14 protein-coding genes and 1 pseudogene are annotated in these 15,940 nt (G+C 50.5%); 10 read left to right on the forward strand and 5 right to left on the reverse strand.

The genetic code is table 11. From position 1 onward, the window contains the following. Positions 1 to 48 precede the first annotated feature (48 nt). Together NDI45_RS10655 and NDI45_RS10660 are read right to left on the reverse strand one after the other, a co-directional pair. Entirely contained in the window at positions 49 to 513 is a 465-nt protein-coding gene (locus NDI45_RS10655) for a VOC family protein (protein WP_348247293.1), read from the reverse strand. 35 nt (positions 514 to 548) lie between these two features. Further along, the gene (locus tag NDI45_RS10660) at positions 549 to 713 is read right to left on the reverse strand and encodes a hypothetical protein (protein ID WP_348247294.1); all 165 of its coding nucleotides are present in this window, start codon (positions 711 to 713) and stop codon (positions 549 to 551) included. Between the two features lie 326 nt (positions 714 to 1,039). On the opposite strand from NDI45_RS10660, the gene NDI45_RS10665 reads away from it, so the two are divergent. The 3 genes and pseudogenes from NDI45_RS10665 (at position 1,040) to NDI45_RS10675 (ending at position 3,507) form a co-directional block, all read left to right on the forward strand. Then, positions 1,040 to 2,935 (forward strand): AAA family ATPase, encoded by a 1,896-nt coding sequence (locus NDI45_RS10665; RefSeq protein ID WP_348247295.1) that lies wholly within the window; start codon positions 1,040 to 1,042, stop codon positions 2,933 to 2,935. Positions 2,936 to 3,119: 184 nt separating this feature from the next. After that, positions 3,120 to 3,296 (forward strand): annotated as a pseudogene (locus tag NDI45_RS10670) (GIY-YIG nuclease family protein); the annotation flags it as partial. A gap of 4 nt (positions 3,297 to 3,300) precedes the next feature. Beyond that, complete coding sequence (locus tag NDI45_RS10675) at positions 3,301 to 3,507, forward strand: hypothetical protein (protein ID WP_190794418.1); 207 nt, start codon at positions 3,301 to 3,303, stop codon at positions 3,505 to 3,507. 104 nt (positions 3,508 to 3,611) lie between these two features. Here NDI45_RS10675 and prfB read toward each other — a convergent pair. Next, a protein-coding gene (prfB, locus tag NDI45_RS10680) for a peptide chain release factor 2 (RefSeq protein ID WP_190794426.1) occupies positions 3,612 to 4,734 on the reverse strand; the annotation gives its coding sequence in 2 pieces (ribosomal slippage) (positions 3,612 to 4,661 and positions 4,663 to 4,734; 1,122 coding nt in all). A 194-nt stretch (positions 4,735 to 4,928) separates the two neighbouring features. On the opposite strand from prfB, the gene NDI45_RS10685 reads away from it, so the two are divergent. Together NDI45_RS10685 and NDI45_RS10690 are read left to right on the forward strand one after the other, a co-directional pair. Beyond that, on the forward strand, positions 4,929 to 6,635 hold the full coding sequence (locus NDI45_RS10685; protein ID WP_348247296.1) for an AAA family ATPase: 1,707 nt from the start codon (positions 4,929 to 4,931) through the stop codon (positions 6,633 to 6,635). Positions 6,636 to 6,907: 272 nt separating this feature from the next. Next, positions 6,908 to 7,435 (forward strand): hypothetical protein, encoded by a 528-nt coding sequence (locus tag NDI45_RS10690; RefSeq protein ID WP_348247297.1) that lies wholly within the window; start codon positions 6,908 to 6,910, stop codon positions 7,433 to 7,435. A gap of 12 nt (positions 7,436 to 7,447) precedes the next feature. On the opposite strand, the gene hisA is transcribed toward NDI45_RS10690, so the two are convergent. Next, on the reverse strand, positions 7,448 to 8,218 hold the full coding sequence (hisA, locus tag NDI45_RS10695; RefSeq protein WP_190794421.1) for a 1-(5-phosphoribosyl)-5-[(5-phosphoribosylamino)methylideneamino]imidazole-4-carboxamide isomerase: 771 nt from the start codon (positions 8,216 to 8,218) through the stop codon (positions 7,448 to 7,450). A 264-nt stretch (positions 8,219 to 8,482) separates the two neighbouring features. Between hisA and NDI45_RS10700 the strand changes: the two genes are divergently transcribed. The 3 genes from NDI45_RS10700 to NDI45_RS10710 all read left to right on the forward strand — a co-directional run bounded on the left by NDI45_RS10700 (position 8,483) and on the right by NDI45_RS10710 (position 12,521). Further along, on the forward strand, positions 8,483 to 9,316 hold the full coding sequence (locus NDI45_RS10700; RefSeq protein WP_348247298.1) for a DUF975 family protein: 834 nt from the start codon (positions 8,483 to 8,485) through the stop codon (positions 9,314 to 9,316). Positions 9,317 to 9,385: 69 nt separating this feature from the next. After that, entirely contained in the window at positions 9,386 to 9,883 is a 498-nt protein-coding gene (locus tag NDI45_RS10705) for a DUF2752 domain-containing protein (protein ID WP_190794423.1), read from the forward strand. A gap of 232 nt (positions 9,884 to 10,115) precedes the next feature. Further along, positions 10,116 to 12,521 carry a heavy metal translocating P-type ATPase gene (locus NDI45_RS10710; RefSeq protein WP_348247299.1) on the forward strand — a complete coding sequence of 802 codons (2,406 nt, stop codon included), beginning with the start codon at positions 10,116 to 10,118 and terminating at the stop codon, positions 12,519 to 12,521. Positions 12,522 to 12,626: 105 nt separating this feature from the next. Here NDI45_RS10710 and NDI45_RS10715 read toward each other — a convergent pair whose 3' ends face one another. Then, complete coding sequence (locus tag NDI45_RS10715; protein ID WP_348247300.1) at positions 12,627 to 13,145, reverse strand: hypothetical protein; 519 nt, start codon at positions 13,143 to 13,145, stop codon at positions 12,627 to 12,629. A 577-nt stretch (positions 13,146 to 13,722) separates the two neighbouring features. Between NDI45_RS10715 and NDI45_RS10720 the strand changes: the two genes are divergently transcribed. Both NDI45_RS10720 and devC read left to right on the forward strand, forming a co-directional pair. Next, positions 13,723 to 14,628 carry a cation transporter gene (locus tag NDI45_RS10720; protein WP_348247301.1) on the forward strand — a complete coding sequence of 302 codons (906 nt, stop codon included), beginning with the start codon at positions 13,723 to 13,725 and terminating at the stop codon, positions 14,626 to 14,628. Positions 14,629 to 14,797: 169 nt separating this feature from the next. Then, positions 14,798 to 15,940, forward strand: a complete 1,143-nt coding sequence (devC, locus tag NDI45_RS10725; RefSeq protein ID WP_190789889.1) for an ABC transporter permease DevC — start codon at positions 14,798 to 14,800, stop codon at positions 15,938 to 15,940.

The following is a 15,940-nucleotide window of genomic DNA, read 5'->3' on the forward strand; positions in this document are numbered from 1 at the left end:
TGGACGATCGCCCAGCCAGATTTCCGCTCTTTAACTATATAGATCGCACTATCCCTTTGGATCGCAGCGAATCTCGACTAAAAAGCCATCGGGATCATAAAAATAAATCCCTCTTCCGGTCGGACGGCTGACGGGACCGTGATCGATCGCAATCTCGTTTTGCCGCAGCACTTCAACCGCATGATCAAATAAGTCTGGGTTGATATCAAATGCCAGATGTCCGGCACGAGTAAAGCACTTGCTGGGGTCAGGGTTGGGCGGCAGCAGGTTTGGCTTCCAGAACAAATCAACGATCGTTCCGTCCGGCGTTTCAAAGTTTGCCGCTTCGCCTTTCTCAAACAGTTCCTTCAGCGTTTCGGGTACTTCTGCCCCGGTCAACTCCCGCAGCCCCAGCACGTTGCCATAAAAGTGACGCGATGCCGCCATATCACGAACATTCAACGCAATATGATGAACGCGACGCAGCATTCCGGTGGCGATCGATTTCGCTTCTTGCTGAGGACTGGAAACCATAGGACAAATAGGGAAAAAGTAAAGCCTGCTATGGATCAGGATAGCTCAATCATCTGGGTGGGGCGATCGCTAACCTGTGGGTTGAAGGACAAGTTGCTGGGGCGATCGGCGCAAAACGCAACTCTAAAGATAACGATTTGAACAATTTGACTGATGAAAGGCGACCCCTCAATCAGAATTGTCTTTTCCCAAAACTTCATGAGAACGCGGTAGATAGGGACGATCGATCGGAGGGATAGTTATACTTGAATCGTTCTGTCTATACAGCCAAGGATCTTAGACGGAAATATTTTTGCCTATATCGCTAATCCAGAATCTTAGGCGGAAACATTCAGCCCAATCAGTAGTTCTGCCGATGTGTGCAGATTGTATAAGATTTAAACACATGATTCCAGCATGGGCACTCAGCCTAAGAATTTGTAACTTGTCTGCATATTTTTGAATATTGACAAACACTATGAGATTGTCGTTTCTCAGGGTTCACAAATCAATAGCTTCTTTCCCAGACACAGAACTACCTAATTTCGTGGTTCTTACAGGGGTGAATGGTGCAGGAAAGAGTCATCTGCTAGAGGCAATTGAAAATGGCTCAATGCAAATTGACGATATTGTAATAAACAATCAGACAAATCAGACACGTCCTATTCGTAGATTTGATTGGACAAACCTCATTCCACAAGATACAGGTGCTTTTGCACCTTATCAAATCACTCAAGAAAGACATGGATTTTGGAATGAATTTTCTCAGTATATACAAGAATATCGACCTCAAATTTCTCAAACTCTTCAGCAATTGAATCGATTTGATTTGGACAAACTTGAGATAAGTGAGATCATAAGCCTCACACCAGAAAAACTAATTTTGACAGGTAGTACTCCAGAGCAAGCAAATCAAATTGTCCAAGCAATTCAGAGTGCCACCTCTAGTACAACTCAAAATGTAGCCGCTAGATTTACACAAAATGATCCTAATAATAGATCACGGCTAGTTAGCCTCTTTCAAAAGAATACTAATAAGCCCTTTATTGCTTTTGAGGAAAATGATTTTTATGATCACTTTCCCAGCAGTTGGCAACCTATTGATATGTTTCAACAATCATTTGGTCGTCTCTTTGCTGACTATCAAAGCAACTGGCTCAAAAATCGAAATAGGTATGTTGCGAATTTCGATGGTGAAGATGTCACTTTTTTAACTAATGAGGAGTTCGTGGATAGATATGGTGAACCACCTTGGGATTTTGTAAATAGTGTTCTTGAAGCGGCAAATCTCGATTTTAGGATTAACCATCCACCGAGATATGATGATCGACCCTATGAGCCAATTCTCACTGATAAAATAAGGAACTCACAAGTAAAGTTTAACGATCTGTCTTCGGGCGAAAGAGTATTAATGTCTTTTGCATTGTGTCTTTACTATGCAGGAGATCGTCGTCAAATTGTAGATTATCCAAAGATTCTATTATTTGATGAGATTGATGCACCTTTACACCCTTCAATGACCCAATCTCTTTTAACTACTATTCAAGATGTTTTGGTTAATCGCCATGGTATTAAGGTGATTCTAACTACACATTCACCTTCCACGGTAGCTCTTGCTCCAGAGGAATCTCTATACGCAATGTATAAGACTGATCAAAGACGGATGCAAAAGACTACGAAGGATAAAGCTTTGTCCATTTTGACTACTGGGGTTCCAACCTTAAGTATAGATTATGAGAATCGTCGTCAAGTGTTTGTCGAAAGCCATTATGATGTTCAGTTCTATGAACGATTGTATGAGAAGCTAAGGGAGCATTTGATACCCGAAGTGTCGCTTAATTTCATCGCATCTGGAGCAGGAGGAAGCGGTAATTGTGAGCAAGTAAAAGATGTTGTTAATAAACTGAAAAATGGCGGCAGTCGAACAGTCTACGGAATTATTGACTGGGATTTAACCAATTGTGGCAACGAGCGCATTAAAGTTCTTGGTAAAGGAAACCGCTATAGCATCGAAAATTATATTCTTGATCCAGTTCTTGTTGCAGCTTTCCTTTTGCGAGAGAAGTGGATAGAACGAAGTGAAATTGGGCTTAGTATGCATGAAAACTATACCAACTTTGTCACTTTCGACAACACTCGGCTTCAGGAAATAGCTGATTTCGTAGTAAATAAAGTAAAGCTTCATATATCTTCAAAAGCCGAGGATGACAAATTGTCATGCCAATACCTCGGTGGACAAATCATAAGTTTGCCCAAATGGTTTCTTTATACTCAAGGGCATAGTCTAGAAACAAATTTGAAAAATGCCTTTCAAGAGCTGAAGCGGTTTCAAAAAGAATCTCAATTGAAATTGGAGATCATCGCGAAGGTAATTGATGATGTGCCGTCCCTTATTCCGTACGATTTTGTATGTCTGTTGAAAGAAATTCAAAACATTCAATAGGTTAAAGGTCGTGCCAATCGTATACTTAAGCGCTACAATTTGCCAATATTGGCAGAACAACGCTGTGGCAGCGGATTGTCAAAAGTCATTGGGATGTTTGCCAAAGTTATTTTCAGCCGCTGAACAGCAACTTTAGGGAGAACAGTAGGGGCAATTGCATCCTACTAAACGCGATCGCGTTAGGGGCGGGCATAAAGCTTTTTTGTGGGCATGGCTAGACCAATATAATGATGAAGACGTACGGATTGCAGTACAGGTCATTTCTCATTGGGGGAACCCCGCGTTACTATTGGAGCTAGAAGCCATTATTCTAAGAGCCACCGAACCCCCTTACAACGCCCAGATCCCGACTGAAAGGTGATGTCATGCAAGCCAAACTTCAAGATCAACTTTTTCCCGCGGATGCTGAAGTCATTTTAGGACGATTGCCTGAGCGAATTCGGACGGCTCTGATTGAACGTGCTACTGAGATTGAGTATCCAATCGAGGCAGTAATTGAGATGGCGATCGCCAGTTTTCTCGATACAGAGGCATTAGGTTTTGCAGATTGCAAACCAGGGCGGGGGCAATAGCAGTTTCCTGCTAAACGCGATCGCTCCTAATATCACTCCTCCAGAAGTAGGCGAGGGAAACAGCGGGGACGGTGTCAGCTCGCTGCAGCTAAGCAAAACCTCTGCTAAACGCTTGCTCCTTCGGTGAGGTGATTTTCCTGGCGCAAACAGGTTTCGATAAACGAATCGAGTTCACCGTTCATCACATCGTCGATCGCGGTGGTTTCCTGATTGGTTCGCAGATCTTTGACCAACTGATAGGGATGAAACACATAGTTGCGGATTTGGTTGCCCCAGGCAGCCTCGACGATATCGCCCCGGATATCGGCAATTTCTTTGGCTCGCTGTTCCTGAGCAATGACCAATAGCTTTGCCTTCAGACGCGCCATAGCTTTCTCTTTGTTTTGAAGCTGCGATCGTTCTTCGGTACAGCGCACCATTAGCCCGGTGGGAACGTGGCGAATCTGGACTGCCGTTTCCACTTTGTTCACGTTTTGTCCACCTTTGCCGCCCGATCGCGTGGTGATAATTTCCAGGTCTTTGTCGGGAATGTCGAGCGTCACTGACTCATCCAGAATTGGCATCACTTCTACGCCTGCAAAGCTAGTTTGCCGCTTGCCGTTGGCGTTGAAGGGGGAAATTCTGACGAGGCGATGGGTTCCCTTCTCGACTTTGAGATAGCCGTAGGCATAGCGTCCGTCGATTTCTAAGCTGACAGATTTCACTCCGGCTTCGTCGCCCTCTGAAATTTCGGTCAAATGCACCTTATAGCCATGTGCTTCGCCCCAGCGCGTGTACATTCGCAGCAGCATTTCTGCCCAGTCTTGCGCGTCGGTTCCGCCTGCTCCGGCGTTGATCGTGAGCACTGCGCCGCGATCGTCATATTCGCCCGATAAAAGCTGCTGAAGCTCCCACTGGTCAAGCTCGCGCTGGAGCCGATTCAGGTTGGCTTCGGCTTCTTGAATCAGGGATTGATCAGATTCCAATTCCAGCAGTTCTAGAATTGCTTTGGTGTCTTCGAGGGCAGACTGCCAGCGATCGAGCTGTTCGATGTGAGATGTGAGATCGTTTAGCTCTTGAAGGGTACGCTGTGCTTGCGCCTGGTTTTCCCAAAATTCCGGTTGGGCAGCGACCTGCTCCAGGTCAGTAATTCTGGCGGTGAGAGCAGGCAGGTCAAAGATAGTCCTGGGTTTTACCCAGGCGGTCAGACAACTGTTCGACTTCGCGTTTAATGTCGAAAACTTCCATCATGGAGAAATTTGCTTCAAACTAGGACTAGCATCTTGCATTTCAATTCTAATCCCTGTGTGCAGGCTTCGCATCGGGTTGAGCGCATTCGAATAAAGCCACGCTCGAATAAAGCCAAAACAATATTGAAGCGCATCTACTTTACTTTTCGCTAAGATCCATTCCTCCCACACCTAAGAACCCCCTTACCCATCATGGCAATACCCGGAGAACAGGCAGACGGCTTTGCAAACAACTGGGCTTATTTAAAAACAGAGCTTCAGTGGTTAGAGCGAGTCTTGCTGCTGGCAGTTGCTCGACAACGCAAAGACACCAAAGAGATCGATCGCTTTTCCCAAACCGCAGCCGATCGTGCGACAAGTCATTGGTGGAAGGGCATCATCTCGCTGGATACTAATGTCGCCTATGACGAACATCGCCAGCCCCAGTCGAGCGCAAAATCGACCTATCCCCAGCAGCTTGAGGCGCAGATTCAAGCCAGTCAGCGGCAAGGAAATGTTCTGGCGTTGCCTGCGCTCCGCGATCGATTGCGCTTGTCGGAATTTGAGAAAAATCTGGTGCTGATGGCACTTGCTCCAGAAGTAAATCGCCGCTTTGCTCAGCTCTATCGATTTTTGCAGGGCAACGAGGGCGGACTGAAGCCCGATCTGCCGATGCTCGATCTGGTTTTGCGATTGCTTTGCCGCACCGATGCCGACTGGTATACCGCTCGCTATCACTTGCTAAATTCTTCGCCGCTGCTGAAGACGGAACTGGTAAACCTGCTGCCCTGCACCGAGCAAACTCGCCTCAGTAGCCCGGTCAAGCTCTCCGATCGCCTGGTGAACTATCTGCTGGCGACTCACCCCACACAGGCAGATCTTGATACGCTGCTGCATCCTCCTGCCCCCAAAGCGGCGGCTCCGGTTGCTGTCATTAGTCGCTGCGTTTATCTTCAGCGTCAGACGGCGACTGTTGCCTGGTCGGATGTTGTTTTGCCACCAGAATGTCTGTCGTCCCTGCAATATCTCACGCAGCAGGTTGCAGGACAAAGGCAGGCAGAGGAAGTTTGGAACCTGGGTGCGGCAGACCTGGGACGAATCGGTCGATTTGCGCTGGTTACAGGCAAGCCTGGAACGGGAAAAACAACCGTCGCTGCTGCCGCTGCCAGTGCGCTCGATGTGCCATTATTCACGGTTGATTTAGCGCAGATCGATCCGGCAAATTATTCGGCAGTTCTCAAAGAAATCAGTCTGTACGCTCCTACCGTGGTGCTGATTAAATCGGCGCAAAAGTGGCTAAGCCGATCGTCTACGCTGTCGATCGCCACCCTTCATCGGTTTCTTGAGGAGCGATCGAAGCTGGCTACCCTGACCTGTTTTAATGTCACCCATCTAGCCTCGGTACAGCTTCAGTGGCAGCGACAAATGGACGGTTTGCTGAGATTGCCCCTGCCTGCGGCGATGGATCGGCTGAAGCTGTGGCAGCGTGCCTTTCCGTCCTCGGTGACCGTCAGTGAACGAATGCCCTGGCAACTTTTAGCCGATCACTTACTCATTAGCGGTGGCACGATTCAGGAACTTGCTCAGGATATGATTCGCGATGCGGCAGCAATGGGTGTGACGACGATCGAGATAACGCATTTGCAAACGGTTTGTCAACAGCACGGATATGATTTGAAACTTCCCGCAGCACTACTCAAACCCAAATCCTCGCGCAATTCTTCCCGCAAATCTTCGCGTAAATCCTCTGCTGCTGAATCGACTCCATCGGTTGCCCTGAGCATATTACCCGAAACATTGTCTGAAGCATTGCCCGAAACATTACCGGATCTGCTATCTGAAGTACCGCCTGAGACATTACCCGACAAAGCAGCGAAACCATCCGCCGCAACGCGACGAAAGCGAACCAGAGAATCATGACAGCAGGTGCGATCGCTTTAGCCGGGGAATGGAATTGATTGAAACAGGTAGAAATTGCGATCGCATCCAGCAGGTAATAGGACGGCAGGCAATGGGATGAGCATCCCGGCAAGCGTCAGGAGATTTACGAATTAATATTTCTAAACCAAACGGACTGAAAGAATTCAGTTGATTTGTGGGAATCCTGCATTGATAATGAAGAATCAATCCCTGCGATCGATTCTACAACGGCACTAAATCACATTTTATTACTTTGGGGTAGGAATCTAGATATGGCAAGAGGCACGGCGAGGAATATGGCTAAAGATACGGCTGGGAATGCGACTGGGAATACGGCGACAAGCATGATCAAAACGAAGAAGCGGGGTTCTTCAAACGTTCCGCAGCGGGCCCTCGCAACCGTTAGCCTGACATTGACCGACCTGCCAGAAAAAACCAAAGAATCCTGGTCGCTGCGCGAAGCAGTCGATCAACTTCAAGACTCGATTACGATCGCCATGCAGCGGGGCTATACCTACGACGAAATTGTGACGGTTCTGGCCAGCTGCGGCATTCGGATTACTGCTTCTTCGCTGAAACGCTATCTGTCGATCGTTAAACGCGCCAATTCAGCCACCAAGCCGCGTCGGAGTCGCAATCAGCCTGTGTCCAGCCCACCCGTTGAGGCTCCTATCGTGGAGCCAGTGCTTGAGATCGTTTCGCCTTCCCGTCGTCGGGGTCGAGCCGCTTCAGCAACCAAAACGGCTGCCAAGGCAAAAGCAACGCCCCGCACCACTGCCCCTCAGAAACGCAAAAAATAAGCACCAGTGCATTTAGGCAAGGGTGGAACCAAAATCGGGCGGCACATCCTGCCAGCGACCCTGACCGACTGCACGAATGGCTTCCTTGAGCGAAACGGCTCCGGTATAAAGAGCACGTCCGACGATCGCTCCTGTCACCCCGATCGCTTCCAGGCGAAGCAACTGCATTAAGTCATTCACCGAACTGACCCCGCCCGACGCAATCACAGGAACCGACACCGCATTCGCCAGCTCGCGCAGCGCGTCCAAATTTGCGCCCTGTAGCGTTCCGTCCCGATGAATATCGGTGTAGATAATTGCGGCAACGCCAAACCCTGCCATTTGCTGAGCCAGGGTCACAGCTTCGACTGCTGAGGTTTCCAGCCAGCCGCGTGTGGCAACCTTGCCGTTGCGGGCATCAATGCCGACGACGATGCGATCGGGAAACTCCTGACAAAGCTGCTGCACCAGATCGGGCTGTTCGACAGCAACCGTTCCCAAAATGACGCGCTGCACGCCCAAACGGAGCAAATCCGCCGCACTCGCTCGATCGCGCAAGCCCCCGCCCACCTGCACCGGAATCGATACTGCCTGCACAATTGCCTCGATCGCCTGCTGATTGACCGGATGCCCTGCCTTCGCCCCATCCAGATCGACGAGATGCAGCCAGGTTGCGCCCTGCTCTGCCCACTGCTGCGCCACTGCAACCGGGTTGTCGTCAAACACCTGAGACTGGGCATAGTCTCCCTGATACAGCCGCACACATTTTCCGTCTAGCAGGTCGATCGCTGGAATGACATCCATAAGTTCTACACAGTCTAAATTGCACTTGCCAAACCCTGATTTTACTAAATTGATGACCGAATGGATGAGCGGCAAAATCAGGAAGTTTGTATGGGGCAATAGGTCGCAGTTTCCTCTACCAACTCAGCAAAGACAAAATGTTTAATCATTTGTCACTTCTCGGTGGGTGGCAAGAGCGACAAGTATAATTTGGCGATGTGTATGCAAGTGATGTGTATGCAAGTATTTTAATGCGTTCATTCATAAAAGCATTGGGACTAATAGATGTTTGACGATTCTCCTAAAAATATCAACAGCTTGATTCGAGAAGGCTACACGATCACCCCGATCGCTTATCTCAGTGAAGGCTGGGAAATTTTTAAGCAAAATGCGGGGGGATTTATCGGTTTTTTGATCGTCTGCTTTCTGATCAATCTTGTCCTTACCGGACCTGCCGCCTTTGTTTCTGATCCCGATCAACTGAGCGGAGTAGCAGCAGCCTGGCGCACTATCGGAAGCCTGATTAGCTCGATTATTTCTGCTCCGCTTTTTGCTGGATTCCTTTTTGTTGCTTTTAAGATCTTGAAGCAACAGCAGACGACCTTCGGGGATTTTTTTAAGGGGTTTCAGAACGGTCGATTTCTGCCTATCTTTCTGACCAGTCTCGTCTCCGGTTTGCTGATTCTTTTAAGCTTAATTCCCTTCTTTATTCTGTTTGGGTTGGGTCTGATTGCGTTGCTCGCGAGCAATCCAGCTTTCGCGCTTTCTACTCCAATTCCTTTCAGCCCGAATCCGACTGTTGCTGTTTTGCTGCTCATTGGCAGTCTGCTGGCACTGCTGCCCGGAATTTATCTTTCGATCGCCTATAACTTTGCGATTCCTTTAGTAGTCGAGCGCAGGCTGGGCTTTTGGGAAGCGATCGAGACAAGCCGTAAGGTGATCACAAAGCAGTGGTTTTCCTTCCTGGGCTTTGCTAGCCTGCTGTTTCTGGTTAACGTAGCAGGTGTGCTGCTGTGTGGCATCGGTTTGCTAGTCACCGCTCCCCTAACGATCTGTGCTACCGTCGCTGCCTATCGTCATATCCTCGGACTCAATCTTTCGAGTGAGATGGCAGTTTAGGCAGTTCAGGCAGTTTCGCCTGGATTTCGCTTCTACCTGGGTTCGCTCTTATCGAACTGATGCTAACTAATGCTGTTTTCTCTTTCGCTTGTGCCGCTTTCCGCTGCTGAACGACGATCGCGCCAGGTTTGCCTCGCGGTGGTTACTGCTCCGATCGCAGGGGCATTCCTTTGTAGGAGCTATCAGATTTCCTGGCTCGTTTGTCCGCTCCGATCGCTGACTGGAATTCCCTGTCCCACCTGCGGCATGACGCGATCCTTTATAGCCGTCACAAGCCGCGATTGGAGTGGGGCGATCGGCTATCACGCCTTTGGTCCGCTTTTGTTTTTGATTCTGCTGATTGCCGCGCTGCATTTATTGCTGGAACTGGGGATGCAGCGTCGAATTCGCACGGTTTATGGACGCTGGATGCACAATCGTCGCTGGCAGCGTTTCCTACTTTCAGGATTCTTGCTGTACTACGGAGTTCGCTTACATCACGGGTTATCGTCCGGCGAGCTATTAGCCGCAATGCAAGCTGCGCCGATCGGGAATCTATTGTTTGAGGGAGTGACTAAACTTTTCTAGAAACAAAAATCTAGCGCTCGTCTAGTGGGCAATGCCGGATCTCTGCAACTGCTTTCTGCAACTGCTCAAACATTTGCTCAGCCGCAAATCTTGCATAAATTTTGCACAAATCTTGCAAAAGCTAAAATCAACCGATCGTCTGTATCCAATTATGTAGCGGTTCGCTAGGCTGGAGATGGAAGCTTGATTGCGTTAGATCACTTCCGATTTGTTTCTCTGACTTCGATCGCTTATGCAGCTTATCCCCGAAAAATCGATCGCTTCTGCCCCCTCTGAATCCGCTTCGGAAACCTTTACGCTCGATGTCAGCGGCATGAAATGTGCAGGCTGTGTGCGGACAGTCGAAAATACGTTGAAGTCAGAAGCAGGCGTTAAAAATGCGATCGTGAATCTCGTCACCGAAGTGGCAGTGGTGGAATGCGCTCCGGGCATCGATTCCGCAGTGCTGGCAGAAAAACTAACTCAGGCAGGCTTTCCCAGCCAGTCGCGCCAGAGCGACACCGCCGCCCCTGATGGGCTGACCCCCGCTGAACGGCAGCAGCAGGAGACGCGGCAGCAAACTCGTCGTGCCCTGATTGCCATTTCGCTGGTTGTGCTCTCGGCGACCGGGCATCTGCACCAGTTTGGCTGGCTATCGATCCCGGGACTGAGCAATATCTGGTTTCACTGGGGACTGGCAACGCTGGCACTGCTGTTTCCGGGGCGATCGATTTTGGTGGATGGCTGGCGCGGCTTGCGGCGAAATGCGCCGAATATGAATACGCTGGTCGGGCTGGGAACCGTGACGGCTTACACGGCGAGCCTGATCGCGCTGCTGTTTCCCCGCTTGGGCTGGGAATGTTTCTTTGATGAGCCAGTGATGCTGGTGGGCTTTATTTTGTTGGGTCGATCGCTAGAGCAAGGGGCAAGAAGTCGGGCAACGGCTGCGCTTCAGTCTTTGTTTGACCTCCAGCCCACGATCGCTCGGTTGATTCCGGCTGATTCTCCCACGCTGGCTCCCAACGCAGCAGCTGAAATTCCTGCCAGTCAGGTGAAGGTGGGCGAATGGCTACAAGTGCTGCCGGGTGAAAAGATTCCGGTTGATGGCGAAGTAATTGCGGGACAAACTACGGTGAACGAGTCGATGCTGACCGGAGAAGCCGTTCCGGTGCTCAAACAGTCGGGCGAGTTGGTTGCTGCTGGGACGCTTAACTTGTCTGGGGCGATCGTAATTCGGGCGACGCGCACGGGCAAAGACACGACGCTGGCGCAAATTATTAATCTGGTGGAAACGGCGCAAACGCGCAAGGCTCCGATTCAGGGCGTAGCGGATACGGTCGCAGGCTATTTTACCTATGGCGTGATGACGATCGCTACGCTCACCTTTAGCTTCTGGTATTTCATCGGCAGCCGGGTATGGGCAGAACAAATTCAGCAGTTAGGACATCACGCGATCGGCGCATCCCATGCGCTAATGCACAGCGGCGGCATGGCGGGTATGGGCGAGCTGCCAACTTCTCCGCTCTTGCTCAGCCTCAAGCTTGCGATCGCGGTTCTGGTGATTGCCTGTCCCTGTGCGCTTGGGCTTGCTACCCCCACAGCTATCCTGGTTGGGTCGGGCATTGGGGCAGAGCGGGGCTTGCTGATTCGCGGCGGCGATGTGCTGGAAAAGGTGCATCAGCTTAAAACGATCGTGTTTGACAAAACCGGAACGCTCACAATGGGTCAGCCGCTCGTCACCGATTGCTTGCCCGTCACAGCCGATAGCTCAGCCGATATTTCAGCAGACAACTTGCTTCAGCTTGCAGCCACAGTTGAAAGCGGCACACAGCACCCGTTAGCGATCGCAATCCAGCAGCAGGCACAGCAGCAGGAACTCCCTTTGTTGCAGGCAGACCAGTTTCAAACCGAGCCAGGCTTAGGTGTGGCAGCAACGATAGACCAAAATCGCGTCATTGTTGGGAATGCCCAATGGCTCGATCGCGCTGGTGTAGCAATCCCTCAAGCTGCCCAAACTCAAGCTGAAACCCTGACAGCCGCAGGCAAATCGCTGGTTTATGTGGCGGTCAACCGTGATCTGATCGGACTGATCGCGGCTCAAGATGCCCTGCGACCTGATGCCAAAGCAACAGTCGATCGCCTCAAATCTATGGGATTGCGCGTCATGCTTCTGACCGGGGATCAGCAAACCGCAGCGCAGGCGGCAGCAAAACAACTTGGACTCTCAGAACAAGCTGTGCTGGCAAACGTGCGGCCCGATGAGAAGGCAAAGACGATCGCTCAGCTTCAGCAGCAGGGGACAGTCGGCATGGTGGGAGACGGCATCAACGACGCGCCTGCTCTGGCTCAGGCAGATGTGGGAATCGCACTGTATTCGGGAACTGATGTGGCAATGGAGTCGGCAGGCATTGTGCTGATGCGCGATCGGCTAAGCGATGTAGTGGAGTCGATTCGCCTCAGCCGCGCCACCTTTAACAAGATTCAGCAGAATCTCTTCTGGGCATTCATCTATAACCTGCTGGGAATTCCGATCGCCGCAGGGCTACTGCTGCCCAGTTTAGGAATTGCCCTCAGTCCGGCAACGGCAGGAGCGTTTATGGCGTTTAGCTCGGTCAGCGTAGTGACAAACTCGCTGCTGCTGAGAAGTCGCTTTCGCTAATTCTGGTCAATGAAGTCGTGTTTACAGGGCATTTTCCTGGAATAAACGAAAGTCCCCCAGATCGGGGGATTTTTACGTTTGTCGCTGTTCGTCAAATCCTGCAAATTACCATAGTGCCGGGACGGGTTGAACCGGGGTAGCCGCAGGAGCAGGCACAAAGTTTGGCTGCTGGAAAATAACGGGCGGCGGAGCGGGGGGAATGGGATCTTCGGCGGCAATTAGGGGCGTGGTCAGCAGAGAACCGCTAAATGGATTGGGTAAGTCGGGGGTGCGAATGGTGGGGTCACTGGCGACCTGCTGTTCCAAAACTTCTCGATACAGCCGATCGGCTCTTCTGGCGTCCCTGGCGATTTGGTTTTCGGGGAATTCAGGAATGCCCAGCAGCAGCGAAAGAGATCCGCCCAGGCTACGATTGCCAAAAAAAGTACCCGCATTCGAGTAGAAAGCATCCTCAAATGTATCGGGAATCGAGGGTTGAAGGGTCGCGGTTTGCGCCGTTGCCTGATAGCCAGGAACCATCACCGCAGCGATCGTCAAAAGCCCCAACCCATATTTTGAAAATCGCGACTGCCAAAATCGGGAAATGTGCTGCGATCGAGAATGCCCATCTGAGGTTTTGTCCATCGTTTTTATCCTCACAGCCAAAGGTGAAAAAAGGAGCAGGAAGCTTTTGATAGAAACGGATTGACGAACAGTTCGCCTCTCTTTTCTTTCTGTCACAAAGTCCTAACTAATGATAAGAGCAATCGCCAAAATAGGCACATGGATTTAATGCAAACCTCAGCCTGAATCTAGCGATCGAATTTCAATTCGTCATGCGAGTCGATGAAACTCAGAGTGCCCTAAATTCCCGCCAATTTTTCAGAAAAGTTTGAAGCCGTATTCAAACTGCTGCCTTGCTCCTCAGCTTTCCAGTTTCCTCAACTAGAAAGACTTTCAATCCTGCACGAAAACCGATCGCACCCCATTTAAGCCAGTCTGCCTTTATAGGGATGTTTGAAAAGTCATAACAATTACCTGCCCCCGACTAGTCAATTGGGGAGGAAACTGAGCCATCTCTAGGTTTCAAAGTCCTTCAGCATTAAGGGATTTAGGAGGCGATATCGCAGCTTTGATACTTTTCAATTAACCGCTCAACTCAGCAATTTAGAGGGTAAGACCCCTCAGGCGATTTGCTTATGCTTGTGATAGCCTCTGCCCTATGATGGAGCGATTGAATCGAGCAAAAATTAGTTATCGCCTGCTGTTTATTACTTTCTGGTTACTGCTGCTGTTTTTTGCAATCAAAGTTTGGGCAAGTTGGACTACCCGATCACTCTGTTTATTTGCAGAGGCACTGCGATCGATTTTGGACTGCTTCAGCACCCTGCTGAGCCTGATGACGCTAGCGGCTTTTCCTCGATCGACGCGGTGGACGATCTGGAGCCATCGTCGTCGCGAAACGCTGATTGTGCTGCTGCTGGTGGCACTTGTTGGGTTTGCAGGGCTGAGTTTGCTGGGGATTGCCCTACTTCAGCTTTATGCCCTCTGGCAGCAGCCCACCCTCGAAACGATCGCCCCAATTAAACCCGCTCTGATCTGGCTGCTGATCGCGCTGCTGCTGGTACAGTGGGGTTTGCTTTTGTTTGAGCGACACGAGGCAAGGGTGCTGCAAACTGGAATTCTGCGCGTGAATGCCAGCCACATGTTGCAGGATGTCTGGGTGACGAGCGGTGCAATTTTAGGCGTTATTGCAGTGGCTTCAGGGCTGCGATGGCTTGACCCGCTGCTGACGCTGGCTTTGCTGCTGCTGACGGGAGTGAGTTTGTGGCGATTGTTGAACTGGCAAATTCCTTCTTTAGTGCGTCAGATGGTGATCGCACCAGAGGTTTTAGCAAAGCTTGCCCAGCAGTTTGAAGGAGTCGTTGCCTGTTCGCATATTCGGACACAGGGCATGATTGGCAGGCTGGTCTTTGTGCAAATGCGACTGCTGCTGCGTCCCGAGTTTCGGCTTGCGGCAAAAACGATCGTCGATCGCCTGGAAAGCCGATTAAGGGAACGATACGGTGCAGTTGAAATAGAGATCTTAATTGATATCGATCAGCCACGATCGCAAAAATTGAAGTAAACATTGCCTGTCCGCAAGCATTATTTGCAACAAAATTTGCAACAACCCCTTTGCTCACCAGCACCCGCGCAATGCCCCAGTTGGGGGAGTTGATCACCGATCGGAAATCTTAGAATAATTAAGAGTTGTTTACACTTGATCGCCGATCGCTTACCTCTGGCTGGGCTGCATGAGAACCCCGATTGCCTGGTTAAACCTGACCCACGAGAAAAACCGCTTGCTAGTGGCAATTGCGGGGGTGTCGTTTGCAGTGATTCTGGTGTTTATGAATCTGGGGTTTCTCGGTTCGCTGGCAAAGACGGCGGCGATTCTTTACGGGCAGATTGACGCAGAAATTTTTCTAATTTCGCCTCAAAGTTTAGAAATCAGTACGACCAAGCCTTTCCCGATCGAGCGAATCTACCAGGCGGCAGGGGTTAATGGAGTAGAGCGGGTCATGCCGCTGTATGTGGGCTATTTGCAGTGGCGTAATCCAGAAACGCGACGCAATCGCGCTATTTTTGTGTATGGCATGAACCCCGAAGATCCGGTGTTCATCATGCCTGAACTGAAAGACCCGAAAAATCTGGCGGCACTGAGACGACCCGATACTGCGCTGATCGATCGCCTCTCGCGTCCTGAATTTGGTTCGCAGACGACGGGAACCGTGACCGAGGCAAAGCGGCGACAGATTACGATCGGTGGACAGTACAGTATGGGTGGCGGGTTTGCGGCAGACGGCACGCTGATTCTGAGCGATCAGAACTTTCGCCGCTACTTTGACCCCTTCCCGCTCAACCTGATCAACCTGGGACTGATCAAGCTCAAGCCTGGTGTGAATCCGCAGCAAATTGCAGTCGAACTGAAGCGGGTTCTGCCGCCGGATGTGTCGGTGTACACGCAGGAAGAAATCATTGCCCGCGATCGTGACTACTGGATTAACACGACTTCGACTGGATTCATCTTCACGATGGGCGTTGCAGTGTCCTGTGTGGTGGGCGTGGTGATCGTTTATCAGATTCTTTACACTGATATCTCTGACCACATGAAGCAGTATGCGACGCTCAAGGCGATGGGCTATCGCAGCCGCTTTTTGTTTGGTGTGGTGTTGCAGGAAGCGGTAATTCTGGCCGTTCTGGGCTATATCCCTGGTTTTGCCGTATCGCTAGGGCTGTATGACCTGACGGTTAGGGCAACGAGTGGCGGACTGCCGATGACAATGGAGTTGGAACGAGCCATATTTGTGCTGCTGTTGACCCTCGTGATGTGCAGCCTTTCAGCTCTGATTTCGGTGCGACGCGTGGTTACCACCGATCCAGCGGAGGTGTTCTAA

This window comes from Leptolyngbya sp. GB1-A1 (assembly GCF_039962475.1).
Classification (GTDB): domain Bacteria; phylum Cyanobacteriota; class Cyanobacteriia; order Elainellales; family Elainellaceae; genus Leptolyngbya_A.

Bases quoted from the DNA above. Each gene is read 5' to 3' on its own strand.
- NDI45_RS10655 (WP_348247293.1), bottom strand. From the start codon at position 513: ATGGTTTCCAGTCCTCAGCAAGAAGCGAAATCGATCGCCACCGGAATG.
- NDI45_RS10660 (WP_348247294.1), bottom strand. From the start codon at position 713: ATGAAGTTTTGGGAAAAGACAATTCTGATTGAGGGGTCGCCTTTCATC.
- NDI45_RS10675 (WP_190794418.1), top strand. From the start codon at position 3,301: ATGCAAGCCAAACTTCAAGATCAACTTTTTCCCGCGGATGCTGAAGTC.
- NDI45_RS10685 (WP_348247296.1), top strand. From the start codon at position 4,929: ATGGCAATACCCGGAGAACAGGCAGACGGCTTTGCAAACAACTGGGCT.
- NDI45_RS10690 (WP_348247297.1), top strand. From the start codon at position 6,908: ATGGCAAGAGGCACGGCGAGGAATATGGCTAAAGATACGGCTGGGAAT.
- hisA (WP_190794421.1), bottom strand. From the start codon at position 8,218: ATGGATGTCATTCCAGCGATCGACCTGCTAGACGGAAAATGTGTGCGG.
- NDI45_RS10700 (WP_348247298.1), top strand. From the start codon at position 8,483: ATGTTTGACGATTCTCCTAAAAATATCAACAGCTTGATTCGAGAAGGC.
- NDI45_RS10705 (WP_190794423.1), top strand. From the start codon at position 9,386: ATGCTGTTTTCTCTTTCGCTTGTGCCGCTTTCCGCTGCTGAACGACGA.
- NDI45_RS10710 (WP_348247299.1), top strand. From the start codon at position 10,116: ATGCAGCTTATCCCCGAAAAATCGATCGCTTCTGCCCCCTCTGAATCC.
- NDI45_RS10715 (WP_348247300.1), bottom strand. From the start codon at position 13,145: ATGGACAAAACCTCAGATGGGCATTCTCGATCGCAGCACATTTCCCGA.
- NDI45_RS10720 (WP_348247301.1), top strand. From the start codon at position 13,723: ATGATGGAGCGATTGAATCGAGCAAAAATTAGTTATCGCCTGCTGTTT.
- devC (WP_190789889.1), top strand. From the start codon at position 14,798: ATGAGAACCCCGATTGCCTGGTTAAACCTGACCCACGAGAAAAACCGC.